The organism is Sulfuricurvum sp. (genome assembly GCF_023250475.1).
Classification (GTDB): Bacteria; Campylobacterota; Campylobacteria; order Campylobacterales; family Sulfurimonadaceae; genus Sulfuricurvum.
In genome coordinates, this window is sequence record NZ_JAHFAQ010000030.1 from 1 (window position 1) to 18,021 (window position 18,021).

18 protein-coding genes are annotated in these 18,021 nt (G+C 42.5%); 10 read left to right on the plus strand and 8 right to left on the minus strand.

Annotated elements, in window-relative coordinates; all coding sequences use genetic code 11:
• The 3 genes from Q0C19_RS04520 to Q0C19_RS04530 all read left to right on the plus strand — a co-directional run.
• Window positions 1-411: hypothetical protein (locus Q0C19_RS04520; RefSeq protein WP_295053184.1), on the plus strand; the 411-nt coding region annotated here is incomplete at its 5' end.
• Window positions 412-560: 149 nt separating this feature from the next.
• Window positions 561-1,091 carry a hypothetical protein gene (locus tag Q0C19_RS04525; protein ID WP_295053185.1) on the plus strand — a complete coding sequence of 177 codons (531 nt, stop codon included), beginning with the start codon at window positions 561-563 and terminating at the stop codon, window positions 1,089-1,091.
• A gap of 147 nt (window positions 1,092-1,238) precedes the next feature.
• Window positions 1,239-1,784, plus strand: a complete 546-nt coding sequence (locus Q0C19_RS04530; RefSeq protein WP_295053186.1) for an energy transducer TonB — start codon at window positions 1,239-1,241, stop codon at window positions 1,782-1,784.
• 2 nt (window positions 1,785-1,786) lie between these two features.
• On the opposite strand, the gene Q0C19_RS04535 is transcribed toward Q0C19_RS04530, so the two are convergent.
• From Q0C19_RS04535 to pstS, 3 genes are all read right to left on the minus strand, one after another.
• Entirely contained in the window at window positions 1,787-2,182 is a 396-nt protein-coding gene (locus tag Q0C19_RS04535) for a hypothetical protein (RefSeq protein ID WP_295053188.1), read from the minus strand.
• A gap of 111 nt (window positions 2,183-2,293) precedes the next feature.
• A complete protein-coding gene (locus Q0C19_RS04540; protein ID WP_295053191.1) occupies window positions 2,294-3,676 on the minus strand; it encodes a hypothetical protein in 1,383 nt (460 codons plus the stop codon).
• Window positions 3,677-3,913: 237 nt separating this feature from the next.
• Window positions 3,914-4,915, minus strand: a complete 1,002-nt coding sequence (gene pstS / locus Q0C19_RS04545; RefSeq protein ID WP_295053192.1) for a phosphate ABC transporter substrate-binding protein PstS — start codon at window positions 4,913-4,915, stop codon at window positions 3,914-3,916.
• 145 nt (window positions 4,916-5,060) lie between these two features.
• Here pstS and Q0C19_RS04550 point away from each other — a divergent pair, with 145 nt between their 5' ends.
• From Q0C19_RS04550 to pstB, 7 genes are read left to right on the plus strand one after another with little or no spacing between them, the layout of a single operon-like run.
• Entirely contained in the window at window positions 5,061-5,732 is a 672-nt protein-coding gene (locus tag Q0C19_RS04550; RefSeq protein ID WP_295053194.1) for a PhoU domain-containing protein, read from the plus strand.
• A 41-nt stretch (window positions 5,733-5,773) separates the two neighbouring features.
• On the plus strand, window positions 5,774-6,448 hold the full coding sequence (locus Q0C19_RS04555; protein WP_295053196.1) for a response regulator transcription factor: 675 nt from the start codon (window positions 5,774-5,776) through the stop codon (window positions 6,446-6,448).
• A complete protein-coding gene (locus Q0C19_RS04560; RefSeq protein ID WP_295053197.1) occupies window positions 6,442-7,854 on the plus strand; it encodes a HAMP domain-containing sensor histidine kinase in 1,413 nt (470 codons plus the stop codon). Before Q0C19_RS04555 ends, Q0C19_RS04560 begins: the two co-directional genes overlap by 7 nt.
• Window positions 7,851-9,236, plus strand: a complete 1,386-nt coding sequence (locus Q0C19_RS04565) for an HD domain-containing protein (protein ID WP_295053199.1) — start codon at window positions 7,851-7,853, stop codon at window positions 9,234-9,236. The genes Q0C19_RS04560 and Q0C19_RS04565 overlap by 4 nt, the downstream gene beginning before the upstream one ends.
• A gap of 46 nt (window positions 9,237-9,282) precedes the next feature.
• Entirely contained in the window at window positions 9,283-10,134 is an 852-nt protein-coding gene (gene pstC / locus Q0C19_RS04570) for a phosphate ABC transporter permease subunit PstC (protein WP_295053201.1), read from the plus strand.
• Window positions 10,131-10,973: a phosphate ABC transporter permease PstA gene (gene pstA / locus Q0C19_RS04575; protein ID WP_295053203.1), complete on the plus strand. Its 843-nt coding sequence runs from the start codon at window positions 10,131-10,133 to the stop codon at window positions 10,971-10,973. Before pstC ends, pstA begins: the two co-directional genes overlap by 4 nt.
• Window positions 10,974-10,976: 3 nt before the next feature.
• Window positions 10,977-11,762 (plus strand): phosphate ABC transporter ATP-binding protein PstB, encoded by a 786-nt coding sequence (gene pstB, locus Q0C19_RS04580; RefSeq protein ID WP_295053205.1) that lies wholly within the window; start codon window positions 10,977-10,979, stop codon window positions 11,760-11,762.
• Window positions 11,763-11,795: 33 nt separating this feature from the next.
• On the opposite strand, the gene queF is transcribed toward pstB, so the two are convergent.
• From queF to Q0C19_RS04605, 5 genes are all read right to left on the minus strand, one after another.
• Window positions 11,796-12,185 carry a preQ(1) synthase gene (gene queF / locus Q0C19_RS04585; RefSeq protein ID WP_295053207.1) on the minus strand — a complete coding sequence of 130 codons (390 nt, stop codon included), beginning with the start codon at window positions 12,183-12,185 and terminating at the stop codon, window positions 11,796-11,798.
• A complete protein-coding gene (locus Q0C19_RS04590) occupies window positions 12,182-13,588 on the minus strand; it encodes an EAL domain-containing protein (protein ID WP_295053209.1) in 1,407 nt (468 codons plus the stop codon). The genes queF and Q0C19_RS04590 overlap by 4 nt, the downstream gene beginning before the upstream one ends.
• A 6-nt stretch (window positions 13,589-13,594) precedes the next feature.
• Window positions 13,595-15,910, minus strand: coding sequence for a DNA topoisomerase (ATP-hydrolyzing) subunit B (gene gyrB / locus Q0C19_RS04595; protein ID WP_295053210.1), 2,316 nt, complete (start codon window positions 15,908-15,910; stop codon window positions 13,595-13,597).
• A 117-nt stretch (window positions 15,911-16,027) separates the two neighbouring features.
• Entirely contained in the window at window positions 16,028-17,095 is a 1,068-nt protein-coding gene (gene dnaN, locus Q0C19_RS04600; protein ID WP_295053212.1) for a DNA polymerase III subunit beta, read from the minus strand.
• 193 nt (window positions 17,096-17,288) lie between these two features.
• Window positions 17,289-18,021 (minus strand): chromosomal replication initiator protein DnaA (locus Q0C19_RS04605; protein ID WP_295053214.1); only part of this gene is annotated, 733 nt, incomplete at its 5' end.

The following is an 18,021-nucleotide window of genomic DNA, read 5'->3' on the forward strand; positions in this document are numbered from 1 at the left end:
ACAGAGTTTCCTGATATGCAAAGCAGCCCCGGTTTCAAAATTGAGAAGAGGGAGAAGAGTGTTCAGGCCGTGGCGGATATCTCCGTAGATGACTTGAAAGCTATTAGGAATGATCCGAAAAATTCTATTTTAAAAAAAGTAATCCAAACATGCCCCAATCTCTATTTATCTGAAAATATAGATAAATTGAAAGGGGCAAAAGCTCACTGTATCCTGAATGAAAATATAACACTCACGTACCTTCCTGAAGATATTTATTGGTGTGACAATCATTCCGGCTGTAGGCACGGTCCATTCCCGGATGAAATGGATGAAAGACTTCAATTGCTGTCCGATGGAATATCGACATCGTTCAAATGTACCGGCTCTTTAGTAGAGCACATACAATCGATTTGCACAAAGAAGGATTGAAACGGACCCGTCAATTCCTTCCCCTAGGCGAAGGAAAATAAATAGATAAAGACAAACGAGTATGAAAAATCGTTCTTTCCGTGGTTATTAACATTTTCATAACCATTACCCACTATAATAACGCAACACTTTCCCTAAAGGAACCTCTTATGTCTCGTAAATTTTCAACTATCGTGATTTCACTGGTATTAGCTACTTCATTTGCCTATGCCGCCCCTGCAACCCTCGCTACCGTTAATGGCAAAGCAATCACCACCATTGATGCTAATGCATTTATGGCAAAAGCAATTCCGGGAATGAGTTTTGAAAAACTTGATCCAAAAATGAAACGTCAAGTTGTTGATCAGCTCATTAACCAAACCTTGGTTAAAGACCAAGTATTAAAAAGCGGTCTTCAAAACACCCCTGCTTTTAAAGCACAATATGCAGCGATCAAAGACGATTTGGCCGTCGACATGTGGATGAAGCAGCAAATGAACAAAATCAGTGTCACCGATAAAGAGACCAAAGCGTTTTATGACGCCAACAGTGACAAAATGAAACAAGGGGATAAAAAAGTCCCTTACGAACAAGCGAAAAAAGAGATCGGACAGTTTTTAAAAGTGGAAAAATTCAAAGCCAACATGAATAAAACAACCGATGCGCTCCGAGCATCCGCCAAAGTAGAAGTGAAACTCTAATATCCATTGGAACACGTGCGCAACCCCAACCCTCTTCTTCTATCCCTAGGGATTCATTTCACCCTGGCTGCTCTGATTATCGGAGCGCTGAGCGTGATACATAAAACCGTTCCGATAGTACCTGAAAGAATTTCTCTTAAAATTTTAATGCACCCAGAAGCAGCATCAGAAACCAAGATATCCGTAGCCCAACCTCTGCCGAAGCCGTTAGAAAAAAGCTTTCAGCCCGTTCCCCAGCCAAAAGTACCGCAAGTGCTCCCTCAACCCAAAAAGCCGCCATTGGAACAGAGTACGATCACAGCGCTTCCACAAAAGAGTATTCCCGTGACCATTCCTGCTGCACCCAAAGCTTCGGAGGCAATGCCCGCAGTTGCGGTAAAAGCTTCTGCCCCTGTGGCTCAAAAATCGCAGGAAAATTATGAAGAAGAAAATCTGGGACGCATACGCACTATCTTGATGGAACGGCTCACGTATCCTAAAAATGCCTTGCGTTTAAAACAGCAAGGGGAAGCTACCGTCACGTTTACCCTCGAAACCACCCGTGAAGTCAGTCAAATCACCATCAGTAAAAGTTCAGGGTTTGAGCTCCTTGACGATGCGGCTCGAAATCTCATACAGAGTTCTGCGGGCGAATTTCCAAAACCTTCAAAATCGGTACGAATCAGCGTTCCGATAGCGTATAAACTTCGGTAATATTACCCTCGTTTAGCAAGTCCTACTGCGAGCGATTTCTCAATCTCATGGGTATAGTCAGGATTATTGGTTCGAAGCGTTTTCTCAAATCGCAGTATGAGTTTCGAGTCGGTACGGGGATGGACGCATAATTCTTCAAGCAAATGCTTGTATTTTCCTGATGTGTGCGCATTCATGGTTCCAAAATGATTCAATATCATCTCAACGGCATGGTTTAGCTCTCTGGTGCTTGATGATCTGTTTTTTATAATATTACTTAGAGATTCGAATGTCTCGATTGTTTCCGGAACCGAAACAGCGATTGTTTTACTTTTGCCGATCCAAACATACAGGGCAACCAGTCCGATCAGGAGAAATAGCAGCCCTATCATCATCAATACTAAATTTGCTGTGATCATTTTTGAGTTTCTCTTAAATTGATATGGGAAGTATTGTAGCGGAAAAAAAATAAATGAAGATGTCTCCCGCAATTGCGGGAGAGAGAACGTGAATAAGACGCTAAGCGGCTCTTACCACTCAACCTCGGTTGTAAGCATCCAGCTTTGTTTGTCAAGCTGATCACCGACGGCATAAGACTGATTTACACCATTGATTTTAGCAACAGTTTCATCTTTTGCATTAACGGTTTTACCGGATGCAATGAATTTAACGTTTTTGTTGTAGTGGTAAGCGACACCATAGATAAACTGTGTTGCATCTCCGACATTAGTATCATTTTTTGTTGCAGCAGAAGCTGAACCAGAATACTCTGTTTTCAAGCTATCGTAACGCGCAAGAACCGTCCAATCTTGTGCCGGACGAATTTCACCGTTCACCGACCACATTTTGAGTTTTGTCTCAGCACCCGTGTCTTGTACTTTATCTTTGCTCACGTCATATTGTGCCGCAATCAAGAATTCAGGTTGATTGTAGACAAAATGAAACCAATAGGCATTACGATCATATTCAGCTGCATCATTGACAGTTTGTGAGTTGTCTTTATGATTATTACTGCTCAAACCTGCAAATGAAATGTTTGCATAAGTGTCTTTTTCTAATTTGTATTTACCTACTTGCTCACCGTTTCCGAGCAAGTGTCCGGTCAAACGCCATTCAAACGAAAGATTACTGCTGTTTTGTTGGTTATTAGCATTTTTATCCGCATGGTACCCTTCTCCGTTGAAAAGACCGAGTTCGCTTGAAACATACGGTGTTTTCGTTTGGAAGTTCACCCCAAGGTCAGCCGAGTTCAAAACATCCGGTCCAACGGATGTGGTCGTTGTTAAACCTCCGGTTGCTGCCGTTGAAAATTTGTCTTCCAAAATAACTTTGTTAATTGAACGGTAGTTCCACGCATTGTGTTCCTCGTAATCGATCCACGGACGGTGCGCGATACCGATCTCAACTCCTGTATACGGAAGAACTTTATCCAAGTAGAGATACGCATATTTGACGTACATATTGGCATACGATGTTGTCGATTCAAGCTCTTTCGTCGTATCCATCGTTACGCGGAAATAATCTTTGTCGTTAAAATACGCTTTGGCTTGCAAATAGTTACGGCGAAGCTCAAAACCGGTTGATTTGTCACCACCATTCCAGTTTTGCTCTCCGTATGAGTTACTGCTCAAACCGAAATAGTGGGTACCGCTGAACTCAAGTGTTTTTGCTTTTGATTTTACGTTAACGTATTTAGACATTTTGTCTTGGTATTCAGAACCTTTTGATTCTAAATCACGCATTTGCATGTCAACTTCTTTTGCGCTGACGAAATCACCCATCTCCACACGTCCCTCACCCGGAGTCGTGAACACTTGTCCGGTTTTCGGATCACTGTAGAGAGTCAATGCATCGGCTGATGCGACACCGCTTATCACTACCGCAGCAAGGGCAGATAATGCAACTTTTTTCATAAGAATCACTCCTGTTTTTTAGTGATGTCATTGTAGAAAAAACAAATTACGTCAATGTTACATTGCAGAATGATTACAATAAGGAAAATGAATGGAAATACTCACCTGAACGCCTACGCTAGAACAGATGAGTTAAACTTAAGGAATTGAAGAAGGAGAAATGAATGTGCCGCAAGGGCACCTTTAAACGCACAGAATGCCCTTAAAGGTACCCACCCGAGAGGATGGATGGAAACGTTATTTGGTCTCAGCCCAATATTCGCGGACAAGATTCGTTGTTTCAACCGGAAGAGGGATATAACCAAGTTTTTCAGCGGCTTTGTCGCCATTTTTAAACGCATAGTCAAAGAATTGGATAACTTGCGCATTGGTTTCCGCTTTTTCTTTTGGCAAGAGAATATAGGTTGCCGCTACGATCGGATACGCCGTATCCCCTTTTTGAGATACCAACGAACCGTAGAAACCTTCTGATTTTTTCCAAGAAGCTTGTTTAACCGCTGCCATAAAGTTCGGTTTGGTTGCTGCTACCCATTTACCGCTTGCTGTTTGCAATGTAGCTGCAGAGAGGTTGTTTTTCTCTTTATACGCGTTTTCAATATACCCGATAGAGTATGGCGTTTGTTTGATAAGGTTCGTTACACCCTCATTCCCTTTTCCGCCGACACCGGTTGCCCAGCCGATCGCTTTACCGATACCGAATTTGCTTTTCCAGTTATTAGACGAATCGCTCAAAAAGTCGGTAAAAACATAGGTTGTTCCTGATCCGTCTGAGCGGTGGGCAACGATGATTTTTTCAGCTGGAAGTTTGATTCCGGCATTGTCCGCAGCGATTGCGGCGTCGTTCCACATTGTGATTTTACCGGCAAAGATATCCGCTACAACAGAGTTTTTAAGTTTGAGTTTTTCATCCGCAACACCCGGAAGGTTATGCGCTACTACGATAGAACCGATTACCGCAGGAAACTGAGTCAACTTTGCCGCAGCCAGCTCTTTAGATGTCAATGGGGCATCTGTCGCACCGAAATCTACGATACGCTCAGAGATTTGTTTAATTCCGCCGCCTGAGCCGATAGCCTGGTAATTAACACGTGTATGCGTTGCTTTTTGGTAGTTATACGCCCAATCATAATATACAGGAGCCGGAAATGTAGCACCTGCTCCATTGATTTTATCTGCCGCGATCATAGAAGTTGCCGCGATTGCCGCGATAACCAAACCTTTTGTAGCATTCTTTAGCATAATGGAATCCTTTTGGAATTTTTGATGGCGGTATTGTAGATGTCTCGGGTAACGAAACGATTACAAAGAACCATCTCGGTTTGTAATCTCTCCGTTATAAATCATTGTTATAATCGCGCACCATCATTTAATCAAAGGCACGCCAATGCTACCACGCTATGAAAACAAACTCAATGAAATTCGGGGAATGATCTCCGTTATGCTTTCTCAAATTATCCAATCAAGCGAAGAGACACTCAAAGCATTTGAAACCGATAATGCAGAACTGTATGAAAGCTCACGTACCTATATTAAAAACATTCAAGTGGATGCGAATAAGATTGATAATGAAATCATCAAAACGTTCGCTCTCTTCGGCCCCGAAGCTGATGAGTTAAGGCTGTTAGTTGCGTATCTCAAAATGACCAACGAAATCGACCGTATCGGCGATGGACTCAAAAAATACAGCAAACGTCTGCATGATCATTGCATGGGAGGATGCGATATGTCTGTTTTGACCAATGCGATTATTCAGTTGCACAAAACAACGATCAATGCGTTACAATACATTGCAGAATGTTTGAAAAACATTAACTCTTGCGATGCAGACGATACCTATCGCAAAGTGATGGTCGAAGAGTCTAAAAATGACGATCTTTTTTCTCTTATGGAAAAAGAGCTCCTCAATCTCATTATTGACGCCAATGAACTTGCCGTCGAGTACGTTAGAGTGTTAGGAACCTTGCGTAAATTAGAGCGCATCGGTGATCGTACCGTTAACATCGCTTCGCTCATGCTTTATGCACAAAAAGGCGGCGAACTGAATTTGCATAGTTAATGCGCTCCGCATACTTAGAACTACGAAAAAAGGAATCAGCCGTGAATGCGTTGATACTGATTGTCGAAGACGAACAGGACATTTTGGAACTTATGGAGTATCACCTCGCCAAAGAGGGGTTTGAAACCATCGGTTTTCTCAATACAAAACATGTCGTCGATGCCCTGGAAGAAGAAAATGTAGATCTGATCCTCATGGATCGGAATCTCCCGGGTGCCGAAGGATCGGAATTCGTCGAATCATTACGTAAACGGGGAGTTCAAACGCCTGTTATTTTTGTTAGTGCCAAACACAAAGACGAAGAGATCGAACAGGGGTTTGAGCGGGGAGGGGATGACTATATCACCAAACCTTTCAGCATGAAAGAGCTGATTTTACGGGTTAAAGCGGTATTGCGCCGTACCAAGAAGCTCTCCAGCGAAGGCAACCTGACCTACCGTGATATCGCGCTCAATCTCGCTGCCCGTACGGTACATATCGAGGGAAACATGGTCGAGCTGACCAAACTCGAATTTGATCTTCTTCATGCCCTGATCGTCAACGAGAATGTTGTATTGGAGCGTGATTATCTTCTTGAAAACGTATGGGGAAGCGACGAAGTGTACCAAGACCGTACCGTCAATGTCGCTATCAACCGACTTAAAGAAAAAATCGATCCCGACAAGTCCAAAGAATACATCAAAACAGTACGGGGAGTCGGTTACACACTGTGCTAAAGATCCATCAGTTTTTTTTCTTCAATGTTTTGGGGCTATTTGTTGCCGCACTTTTCGTTGCCTCTCTGATAAGCTTTATCAGTCTAAAATCGATGATCATCGAAGAGGGGAAAAATAGGCTTATTCAAAGCATCGAACTTCTTGAACCCCAAATAGCCACGTCAAGCGATCTTGATTCCCTCGCCCATTCGATTGCACAAAAGGCTCACATTCGGGTAACAATCGTCCGTGAAAACGGTGATGTTATAGGTGAGAGCGATACCGACAAAAAAACGATGGAAAATCACTCCAACCGTATCGAAATCATGCAGGCGATGAGTGAACCCTACGGGATAACAACCCGCTATTCAAAAACGCTTAAAACCGATTTCGTCTATGTCGCCAAAAAAGTGTCGACACAACAAGGAAACCTCTATTTTCGTCTTTCGATGAGTTTAAAAAGTGTTATGGACCATTTTTATGCCCTATGGATCAAACTCTTTATCGCTTTTAGCGTGTTGGTGGCCATTGCACTGATTATCGCCTATAAAATCTCAAAAAAAGCTCGTTACGATATTCTCCAAATCACCCGCTATTTAGATGAAGTATCTGCGAAAAACTACCGTGCCATCCTTAAACCGGAACACTTTCGAGAGTTTTTGCAAATCTCCGTTATGCTCAAGAATCTCGTAAAAAAACTCAATAACCGTGACAAACAAAAGCGCAAACACACCGCCAAGCTCCGCCTCATCAACAAACAGCAAAACGATATCCTCTCCGCTATCAGTCATGAATTTAAAAATCCGATTGCCGCCATTATGGGATATGCCGAAACACTGCATGATGATTTAAATATCGATCCGAAAATTCGTGAAAAATTTTTAGATAAAATCCTCTCAAATACCCATCGTATAACCCTTATGCTGGATCGTCTTGCCCTCTCGGTCAAGCTTGAGAACAACGACCTCTCCATCAAACCCTCACTGTTTGAGCTCTCCGAAGTATGTCACGACTCAATCTCTATTCTGCAAGCCAAATATCCGGCTCGTTCCATTACCTATAACGGGATTTCAAAAACGGTCTTTGCCGATAAAACGATGATTGAGCTTGTGGTTACCAATCTTATCGACAATGCGCTCAAATACTCCGAAGAAGAAGTATCCCTTACCCTGAGCGATAACACGCTGAGTATCAGCGATAAGGGGATCGGAATCGCTCCGATCGAACTTGATAAAATCACCTCTAAATTTTATCGCGTCCAAAAAAATCGTTGGGATAACTCGATGGGTCTTGGCCTCTCCATTGTTAGCTATATCCTCAAACTCCATGACTCCGAACTTCGTATCGCGAGCACACTTGGAATCGGTTCTACCTTCAGTTTCCCTCTTGAAAATTTGATTCAAAAAAAGGGTAACGCCAAAAAATGATCACCCTCTCCCCTCCACTGGTGCGACTGATAAAACATCTCGCCCATAATGGGATAAAAGCTATTTTTGTCGGAGGATTTGTCCGTGATCATTTCACCGGACACACCACTTCCGATCTGGATATTGAACTCTACGGTGTAACTTCGCTTGAAGAACTGGAAACCACTCTTCGCCCTTTTGGAAAAATAGGGCTCTACGGTAAAAATTTCGGAGTTCTGAAACTGAACTACGAGGGATATTCCATCGATTTTTCCCCCCCTCGAACGGAATCCAAGTCCGGGTTCGGACATAAAGGGTTTGAAACGGCATGGCATAGTGATCTCGATTTTACCGCAGCAGCACGTCGACGGGATTTTACGATCAATGCCATCGGTTATGATCCTCTCACCCAAACACTGCTCGATCCGTTCGGAGGCGTTGAGGATTTAAAAAACAAGTCTCTTAAATGCGTCGATTCCGAAACCTTTGTCGATGACCCGTTGCGGATTTTGCGTGCAGTACAGTTTGCCGCCCGCTTTGAGCTAACGTGTGATAAACATCTGTTAGCTCTGTGCCAAAAAATGATTCGACAAGGAGCACTCGATGAGCTTCCGAAAGAGAGGATTTTCGAGGAACTCAAAAAACTTCTCCTCCTAAGCAAGTATCCCTCAATCGGAATGACGTTATTGCGTGATATGGGTGCTCTTCCTTTTTTTACCCCTCTTGATAGACTCGAAGCAACTCCTCAAGAAGCTGATTCGCATCCTGAGGGTTCCGTTTGGAACCATACCCTTATGGCCCTCGATACGATGGCATCGATGCGCAGCGGAACATGGAGAGATGACATCGTATTGATGTTAACCATGTTATTGCACGATATCGGCAAGCCCGATACCACCTCTATTGCCGATGGAGTGCTCAATGCCCCGAAACATGCCGAGGAAGGTGCCTCGATCGCCTGCGGCTGGTTAGAACGGATAACCGATGACAAAACCCTCATCAGCCGTATTTTATCCCTCATCCGTTATCACGGATGGCCTCGCAAACTTTACCGTTCCTGTGCCAAAGATAGTGAAATTCTCCATCTGAGTATTCACGTCCGTATCCACGATCTAATTCTCGTTGCCAAAGCCGATTTTTTCGGACGTACATTTATAGGTGAAACACCCAAACGTTTCGAAGCGGGTGAATGGCTCCATGAGCGTGCACTTTTTCTCGGAGTGCTTTATGAGCCGCCGCCGCCGCTGGTGATGGGGCGTGATTTGATTGCTTTGGGACTACACCCATCGGAGAAGTTTAAAATCATCTTGGAAAAAGCCTATACTGCCCAATTGGATCAACGGTTTTTGACTCGCGAAGAAGCACTCGATTGGACTAAAAAATATTTGGTAACAGTGTTGTAATGATCGTGTAATAAAATTGCCCCATTATTTTAAGGCAAGGCTTGGCATGATTGATAAAATCTTCTTAAATATGACCCGCACCAGCGCACTGCTGATTTTATTCATCGTCGCATGGATATTTGTGGTTCTCTTTAATCACTCCACTGAAGCAATGCAGACCTTCGGTCTTGATTTCATTACCAAAGACGAATGGGCTCCGAATCTCGATAAATTCGGTGCCTATGCGGCCATTTTCGGTTCGGTTGCTTCCACTTTTTTAGCAATGCTTTTGGCTATTCCGATTGCCATCGGGGTAGCAATCTTTCTAAGCGAAATCGCCCACGATAAGATCAAAGGGTTTTTCGGTGTGAGTGTCGAGCTCCTCGCCGCTATCCCTTCGGTTATCTACGGAATGTGGGGGCTGTTTTTCTTTGTCCCGATCTTACGTGATCTTTTCGGCGGAATGGGGATCGGTCTTTTGGCGGCAGGAATTGTTTTAGCCATTATGATCCTCCCTTTTATGGCCGCCGTTACCCGCGATGCGATGAATACCACTCCCGATATCCTCAAAGAGTCCGCCTACGCTCTGGGGGGAACTCAATGGGACGTTATCAAAGACGTTATTATCCCTTACGCTAAAGCGGGGATTATCGGCTCTCTCATCCTGGCTCTGGGTCGTGCTATCGGAGAAACGATGGCCGTTACCTTTGTTATGGGGAATGTCCACCATACGCCAAACTCTATTATGGATCCGACAACCTCGATTCCGGTTACCCTTGCCAACGAATTTACTGAAGCGGACAGTTCGCTTTATTTCTCCAGCCTCTTTGGATTGGCATTGACGTTGCTCATCATGAGCTTTGTCGTTATCGCCGTTGCAAAGTTTTACTTTTTACGTAAAGTGAGGAAAGGACAATGACCGCAGTTCAAAAACGGATCATCATCAACAAACTGGCACTCGCTTTTTCAACCCTTAGCGCCATAATAGCCCTCGCCTTTTTATTTTGGATACTCGGTGTTTTGGTGATGAAAGGGGTTCATGCTCTAAACTGGAACATCTTTATCTATGAAGGCTCCCCTCCGGGTTATGCGGAGAGCGGTCTCAAACACGCCCTTGTCGGCCAGCTTATTCTCGTAGGTTTAGCGACTTTTATCGGGGTTCCTCTGGGAATTTTGGCCGGTACCTATTTGAGCGAATACGGTAAAAACTCCAAATTAGCCCATACTATCCGCGATATCTCCGACATCATGATGTCGGCCCCCTCTATCGTTATCGGGGCGTTTGTCTATGCGGTTGTTGTTATGCCTATGGGTCATTTCAGTGCTTGGGCCGGGGCTATAGCTTTGGCTATCATTATGATTCCGGTTATTTTGCGAACCACTGATGATATGCTGCAGCTTGTTCCGGGAACCCTCCGCGAAGCGGCATTTGCTCTGGGTGCACCGAAATACAAAGTGATTATAGATATCGTTTATCGTGGAGCCAAAGCGGGGATTTTAACCGGTGTACTACTCGGTATTGCCCGCGTCGGCGGAGAGACGGCACCGTTGCTGTTTACCTCCTTTAACGACAACTTTTTCACAACCGATCTGAATGAAGCAATGCCTTCACTGACGGTGACAATGTTTAACTATGCGATCAGTCCCTATGACGACTGGCAGCAACTCGGATGGGCAGCTGCTTTTATCCTCTCGATGTTTATTTTGGGTCTCAACATTATGGGACGACTTATTTTATTAATGGGAAAAAGGAAATAATCCATGGCCAGTATTATTGATATCAAAGACGAATGCGCACTTCATGTACGTGATTTTGAATTCACTTACAAAGGTGCAGCTGCACCGAGTCTGAAAAAAGTTTCTATGCCGATTGCCAAACATTCTGTTACTGCACTGATCGGCCCTTCAGGATGCGGTAAAACAACACTTTTACGCTCATTTAACCGAATGCATGATCTCTATCCGGGAAACACCTACAATGGGGAAATCGAATTTGAAGGGCGCAACATTTTGAATCCGAAAGAGGATTTGATCCATTTACGAACCAAAATCGGAATGATTTTCCAAAAACCGACCGCATTTCCCATGTCTATTTTTGATAATGTTGCCTACGGAATGCGTCTGCAGGGGATAAAAAATAAATCGGAGCTTGAAGGACGTGTTGAAAAAGCGCTCCAGGACGCCGCATTGTGGAAAGAGGTAAAAGACCGTCTCAAACACGATGCGAACGGCCTCTCCGGCGGTCAACAGCAGCGTCTGTGTATCGCACGCGCCATTGCCGTCGAGCCCGAAGTCCTCTTGTTTGATGAACCGACTTCGGCACTTGACCCTATTTCGACACAGGGGATCGAAAAACTGGTCATCGAGCTCAAAGAGCGCGTTTCCATCATCATCGTTACCCACAATATGCAGCAGGCCGCACGTGTCAGCGACTATACCGGATTTATGTATCTGGGAGAATTGATAGAGCTGGGGCATACCGAAGAGCTGTTTGTCACCCCGAAAGAAAAACTTACCCAAGAATATATTACGGGCAAATTCGGTTGATATAAAGGGTTTGTCCCTTTATATTTTATCTTCTTACTTCTCTTTCACCATTTTTTCACTATCGATCTCCACTACCGTATGAACATTCCCGCGCGGATAATAGTCAGCAACCACTTTTAAGCGCTTAGGAGCGATTTTCTGTTCAAATACCGAGTAGATCTCATTTGCACTGTTTTCGTGCGAAATATGGCGGTTTCTGAACGAATTAATGTACAGTTTGATGGCTTTGAGTTCGGCTACCCATTTATCCGGTGTGTATTCGACATAAATGGTCGCAAAATCGGGATATCCGCTGCGCGGACAAAGACAAGTGAATTCCGGTAACGTCACTTTAATCACATAATCACGTTCATGCTGGTTGGGCCAAATCTCAAAATCTTTTTCAATATCAAAATTTTCAACTATCTGCTCACCGTATTTCATACGTTTATTTCCTTCTGTGTTATTTCGTCCAAGGTTAAAATTTTACCGAGATAATTTCCCTGCCGATAATTAATTTTAAGTGATTGCACGAGATTATCGCTATATTCATCTTCAATCATAGAGATCCATGTTTTCGCCCCGCACAAATGGACACTAAGATTAAGCCCCTGAAGTATATTTTGATACCCTGCTTTTTTAATGTTGCGGCTGTAAAGAGGATCAAACCGCACAATATCCACCTCTAACTCTTTTAGATACAGAAGGGTTGTGTGATATCCGCCCAGACGGTCCAATGCAATTTTGTATCCCGCTTTTCGATAAAGTGCTATCTGCTGGGCAAAACGATCCAACTGGTGACAATACTCTTTCTCTTCAAACAATAAGACTATTTTTTCTTTCGCTAGCGGATAACGCTCAAACAACGTGAGTGCCTGCTCGAAAAAGTGTGGATTACGAAGTGTAACCGAAGAGATTGTCACAACAAAATATCGATTTTGATCATCACATAACTCCCCTAATTTTTCAAGAACATCGCTTTCAAGATAACGCATTTTATTAAGACGATTTAGGACAGGAACATAGCGGCTTTGATGAATATACCTCCCTTCCGAATCGATTAATTTGACGGATGTATCAAACATTTCATCCTGATCACAGCATACAGGCCAAAATCCGATTGAAAAATGTTTCTCTTCCAACGCTTCAAGTATTTCTTGTTCGAGTTCATTAATGGAGTAGAATTCCTCTTTTTCTGCCGTTATTTGATCGTTATGCAATTCATACAAGCGGCTTGTTAATAACTCAATATTATTAGAAAGGCGTGAATCGATCATAACAGCTCCGACCCTTATTTCAATCTCATCATTGACATGATTTTGGTATTTACTCATAAAGAGTTCGATAAGAGTTCGGTACTGCTCTTTTTCACCCGGTAAAATGGTTAAAAAATCACCCCCTTTATAACGTCCGATCGGAAGCTTTGCTATCCCTTTTTCACGGAAAAAACTGTCCAGTTTTTTAACGGTGCTCTGCAAAGCCCGATCCCCGTTTTTGACTCCATAGCGCTCATTAATAGACCATAAATTTTCAACACTTATCATTATAATCGTTTGGGTATTTTTTTGGAGTCCTTTTGACGCCAATTGAAAAAAATATTCCGACGTAAAGACATGGGTTATAGGATCGGTAATTGTTTCGTGGGTACTTTGATAAATAAGATAAAAAATAAAGTAGACCATTATCCCAAGGAGCGATATGGATAAAACTATTAAGGATGCAAGGGAAGTGTAGGTTTGAGAAAAAAGGGCAAATAAAGTGACTGAACTTAAAAAAAAGATAGGGAGTCCCATCCGCAATGCCAATGCAAAACGGTGTTCTCTCTCTTTTTGTTCGGTATAGGTCATCGAAGACTAAATATCCAAATGTTTAACGTCTTTAGCGTGTGTTTCAATGTAGTTACGGCGCGGTTCGACATCATCACCCATAAAGAGATTAAACGAATCACCCGCGGATTCAAAATCGTCAATAGTAATTCGAAGCAATACACGATTTTCCGGTGTCATGGTCGTTTCCCAAAGCTGCTCGGGATTCATCTCCCCGAGACCTTTATAACGTTGAATATAAGACCCTTTCTTCGCAAAATCGGTAATTTGTGTCAGTAACTCAAGCAAATCACCCTTCAACGGCAAATTCCAATCCTGAATTTTTTGGAAAATATAATTGGCTTCCGCAAAATGCGGTGATGCAAAAAGCTCATCATTGATATGCAACTCTTCCAATCCCTCTTTGGTTTGGACAAAGAGGTGCATATCCTCATCGCTAACACTTTTACTGAGGATGTTATTCCCCTGAGCCGTTAGGAATGCTTCGACTTTAGTGTACATCTCTTTAAGCGGCAATGCGATCAAATCCGGATTTTCAATGAAATAACGGATAAGTTCGACAAGGGCATAACGACGCTCTAACGCATCGAGTGTACTGCGGTAGTGATCAACCATCTTGAAGAATGAGACGAGATCATTGACACCGACATTTAAATCTTCTGATTCAAGCGCTTCGATACCGTTTTCGATCAAGAAGGCGTTCATTACGCGGTCATCTTTAAAGTAGATCTCTTTTTTCCCTTTTTTATAGCGATACAACGGCGGTTGTGCCAAATAAAGGTAACCGTTTTCAACAATCTTCGGAAGATATCGGAAAAAGAACGTCAATAATAATGTTTGAATATGGCTACCGTCGACGTCAGCATCGGTCATGATAATGATCTTGTGGTAACGGAGTTTGTCTTCGTTGAACTCTTCACCGATTCCGCAGCCAAGTGCAGTGATCATGTTGGTGATCTCTTCGGATTTTAGAATTTTGTCCAAACGCGCTTTTTCGACGTTGAGGATTTTACCTTTGAGAGGTAAAATCGCTTGGAAAACACGGTCGCGTCCCTGTTTTGCCGAACCGCCCGCAGAGTCCCCTTCCACCAGATAGAGTTCGCTGATTGCAGGGTCTTTGCTTTGGCAGTCTGCCAGTTTACCCGGTAATGTTCCCACCGTCATCGCATCTTTGCGACGGGTGAGTTCACGCGCTTTTTTTGCCGCTTCACGACCGCGTGCCGCCATTAACGCTTTTTGTATAATGGCTTTGGCTTGAATCGGATTCTCTTCAAAATATTTGGTCAGTTTTTCGTAGGTTACTTTTTGAACCAACGGTCGAACATAGGTATTTCCAAGTTTCCCTTTGGTTTGGCCTTCAAACTGCGGTTCCGGTACTCGTACAGAAACAACACAGATAAGCCCCTCCGAAACATCCTCACCCGATAATGGGATATCTTTCTCTTTGGCATTTCCGTTTTGTTTGTTGTAGTTTGAAATAACACGGGTAAGTCCTGCACGGAAACCTGCTTCATGAGTACCGCCGTTAGGGGTATTGATGTTATTAACAAACGTAAACATCTTTTCGTCGTAACTGTCGTTATACATTACGGCGATATCCATCTCGATATCTTCAATTTTTTCACTGAATGCAAACGGAGAAGCAACTACCGTTTTTTTGTTCACATCAGTAACAAATTGGCTGATACCGCCTTCGAAATGGTAGGTATTGCTTGCACCGTTGCGATCATCTTTGAAAACAATCGTAATACGCGGATTGAGGTAGGCAAGTTCACGAAAACGTTTTGCCAAATAGTCATAATCAAAAATAATAGTTTCGGTAAAGATAGAAGGATCCGGAAAAAATTCAATCGTTGTACCACGTTTTCGGGTTGTTCCGGTTACCGCTAAAGGCTCTTGCGGGATACCGCATTTGAAGTTTTGCTCAAAACTTTGCCCTTCACGAAAAATGGTCATTTTCAAATCAGAACTGAGTGCATTTACAACCGATACCCCTACCCCGTGCAAACCGCCCGAAACTTTATAGGTATCTTTGTCAAATTTTCCTCCGGCATGCAATACGGTTAAAACAACCGTAGCCGCAGAAATCCCTTCACCCGGATGGATATCCGTCGGAATACCGCGACCGTTATCGCTGACCATTGCCGTACCGTTTTTTGTCAAGGTTACAGTGATCGTATCACAATGTCCTGCCATCGCTTCGTCGATCGAGTTATCAACGACTTCGTAGATTAGATGGTGAAGTCCGCGATGACCGGTATCACCGATGTACATGCCGGGTCGTTTTCGAACGGCTTCGAGACCTTTAAGGACTTTAATATTACTAGCACCGTAATTTTCCATAGTTGCTCCAGCTTTTAAGCGTGTTTAATGCTTTATTTTACCGTAGATAAACTAAAAAATAGGCTTTTATTGAAGTAAACCCCTTAAGAGGGGAGAAAGAAGATATAAAAAAGAGGATTAAATAACAATCGGCATGACAATTGTTTTAAAATTTTGATCTTTTAAAACAAAAGGTTGATTGGATTCATTGGCTTCAAGGGTAAATTCGGTAGCACTGACTTGAGATAAAAAATCCAAAATATAGCGGCTGTTTATGGCAAGGATAAATGGGGATTCAAATCCGTTTTCGATTTCAACCGTAGTTTTTGCTTCAATGTTATCGTCACTCAAGCTTTCAAAAAGTATAGAATCTTGTTGAAAGGTAAGTTTGAGATCATTGGAAATCGTCGTAATCTGCTTGATAGCGGTAACGATAACACTTTTAGGCAAAAGTATAGTGCGTTGAGCTTCTTTAGGGATAATACGGCTGTAATCCGGAAATTTACCGTTGATCAGCTTGGTATAAAAAAGAGAATCATCGGATTTGATAATCAAATGGGTATTGTCGTAATAAATTTCGATATTGTCGGTAAAAAGTTTTTGAATTTCAATAATTGCTTTTTTAGGGACAATGATAGAAAGTTCATGGTCGTTTTGGCTTTCAATGTGAACCAATGCAAGACGGCGGGTATCGGTAGAAACAAAATTGATTTGGTTATTTTTAATATCGATTAATGCCCCGTTGAGTTCAAACTTTGGATTGTTGGTATCGGCTGCAGGGGTAATTTTTTTCAATGATTCAATGAGCAGATGAGAATTTATTGCAATATTCGGTTTTCCGTCAGTTGTAGGAAAAGAGGGAAATTCAGAACTTTTATAGGTAGGAAGTTTGAAGTTTGACCGTTTTTGACGGATATGGAGTGTCTCTTTATCCAAAGTCAGTTCAACTTCTTCATCTTTTAGGATACGAATAATATCCAGAAGTTTTTTACCGTTTGCAGTGAGAGAACCAGGTTCTTCTACCGTCACAGAATTGGTTTGAATAACAAGTCCGATTTCATAATCGGTTGCTTTGGCATACAAAGTTCTGCCGTCGGTTGAGAGTAAAATATGTGAGGTTATCTGAGACGTATCTTTTTTTTCTAGAAAGGGCTGAAGATGTAGAAGGATATTTTCCAAAACCGACTTGTCAACGGTGATTTTCATAAAAGACTCCTTTTATTATATATAAGCATTAATTGTAGTAGTTAGTAATAAGGGGGGGTGAATGGGTGAAAACACCCCGTAAACTCCCGCCTCTACAGCTTTATCAATGTGATGAAGCAATCAGCTTTCATTCACACTTATTCACATTGTACGAATTATATCTTTTTTAAATAGCCTTTACAAACACAAAATATTATTCAGGGGTTGCAATGGAAACTTTATTGGAGAGTTCTTCAATTTTAACTCGAAAATCTTCATCATTTTTCATTAATTCATGAATTTTCTTCATGGTATGACTGACGGCAGTGTGATCTTTCATTCCGAAATATTGAGCAAGCTGAGGCATGGAGTTTGGTGTGAGTGAACGGGAGAGATAAATAGCGATTCTGCGAGCGTAGACAATATTGCTATTTCGGCTTTTTGAACGAATTTCACTTGGTTTAATATTAAGCTCTTTGGCTACTGTATCCATAATAAGATCGGTAGTAATATTGCTCCGTTTTTCTGCCATTTGTTCTTTGAGAACATTTCGTGCAAATTCGATGGTAATGTCAACACCCATCAGTTGTGAATAGGCATTGAGTTTAGATAGGATCCCTTCGATTTCACGGGTATTGTTTTCGATAATCGTCGCAACGTAGTTGATCACTTCCCGATCGAGTTTGACACGGTTGATCTCACATTTTTTCTTGATGATTTCGATTTTGGTTTCGAGTTCTGGGGGCTGAATATCGGCAACGAGTCCCGACTCGAATCGGCTTTTGAGACGCTCTTCGAGACCGCCGATTTTTTTCGGGGGTTTATCCGAGGTGATAATGATTTGCTTGTTCTCATTTCGAAGCGCATCAAACGTGTGGAAAAACTCTTCTTGGATTTGGTTTTTATTACTTAAAAACTGAATATCGTCGATGAGGAGCAAATCACAT

What these genes read in the sequence shown, in the direction of transcription:
- Q0C19_RS04525 (WP_295053185.1), top strand. Translation starts at nt 561, where the DNA reads ATGTCTCGTAAATTTTCAACTATCGTGATTTCACTGGTATTAGCTACT.
- Q0C19_RS04530 (WP_295053186.1), top strand. Translation starts at nt 1,239, where the DNA reads ATGCACCCAGAAGCAGCATCAGAAACCAAGATATCCGTAGCCCAACCT.
- Q0C19_RS04535 (WP_295053188.1), bottom strand. Translation starts at nt 2,182, where the DNA reads ATGATCACAGCAAATTTAGTATTGATGATGATAGGGCTGCTATTTCTC.
- Q0C19_RS04540 (WP_295053191.1), bottom strand. Translation starts at nt 3,676, where the DNA reads ATGAAAAAAGTTGCATTATCTGCCCTTGCTGCGGTAGTGATAAGCGGT.
- pstS (WP_295053192.1), bottom strand. Translation starts at nt 4,915, where the DNA reads ATGCTAAAGAATGCTACAAAAGGTTTGGTTATCGCGGCAATCGCGGCA.
- Q0C19_RS04550 (WP_295053194.1), top strand. Translation starts at nt 5,061, where the DNA reads ATGCTACCACGCTATGAAAACAAACTCAATGAAATTCGGGGAATGATC.
- Q0C19_RS04565 (WP_295053199.1), top strand. Translation starts at nt 7,851, where the DNA reads ATGATCACCCTCTCCCCTCCACTGGTGCGACTGATAAAACATCTCGCC.
- pstC (WP_295053201.1), top strand. Translation starts at nt 9,283, where the DNA reads ATGATTGATAAAATCTTCTTAAATATGACCCGCACCAGCGCACTGCTG.
- pstA (WP_295053203.1), top strand. Translation starts at nt 10,131, where the DNA reads ATGACCGCAGTTCAAAAACGGATCATCATCAACAAACTGGCACTCGCT.
- pstB (WP_295053205.1), top strand. Translation starts at nt 10,977, where the DNA reads ATGGCCAGTATTATTGATATCAAAGACGAATGCGCACTTCATGTACGT.
- queF (WP_295053207.1), bottom strand. Translation starts at nt 12,185, where the DNA reads ATGAAATACGGTGAGCAGATAGTTGAAAATTTTGATATTGAAAAAGAT.
- Q0C19_RS04590 (WP_295053209.1), bottom strand. Translation starts at nt 13,588, where the DNA reads ATGACCTATACCGAACAAAAAGAGAGAGAACACCGTTTTGCATTGGCA.
- gyrB (WP_295053210.1), bottom strand. Translation starts at nt 15,910, where the DNA reads ATGGAAAATTACGGTGCTAGTAATATTAAAGTCCTTAAAGGTCTCGAA.
- dnaN (WP_295053212.1), bottom strand. Translation starts at nt 17,095, where the DNA reads ATGAAAATCACCGTTGACAAGTCGGTTTTGGAAAATATCCTTCTACAT.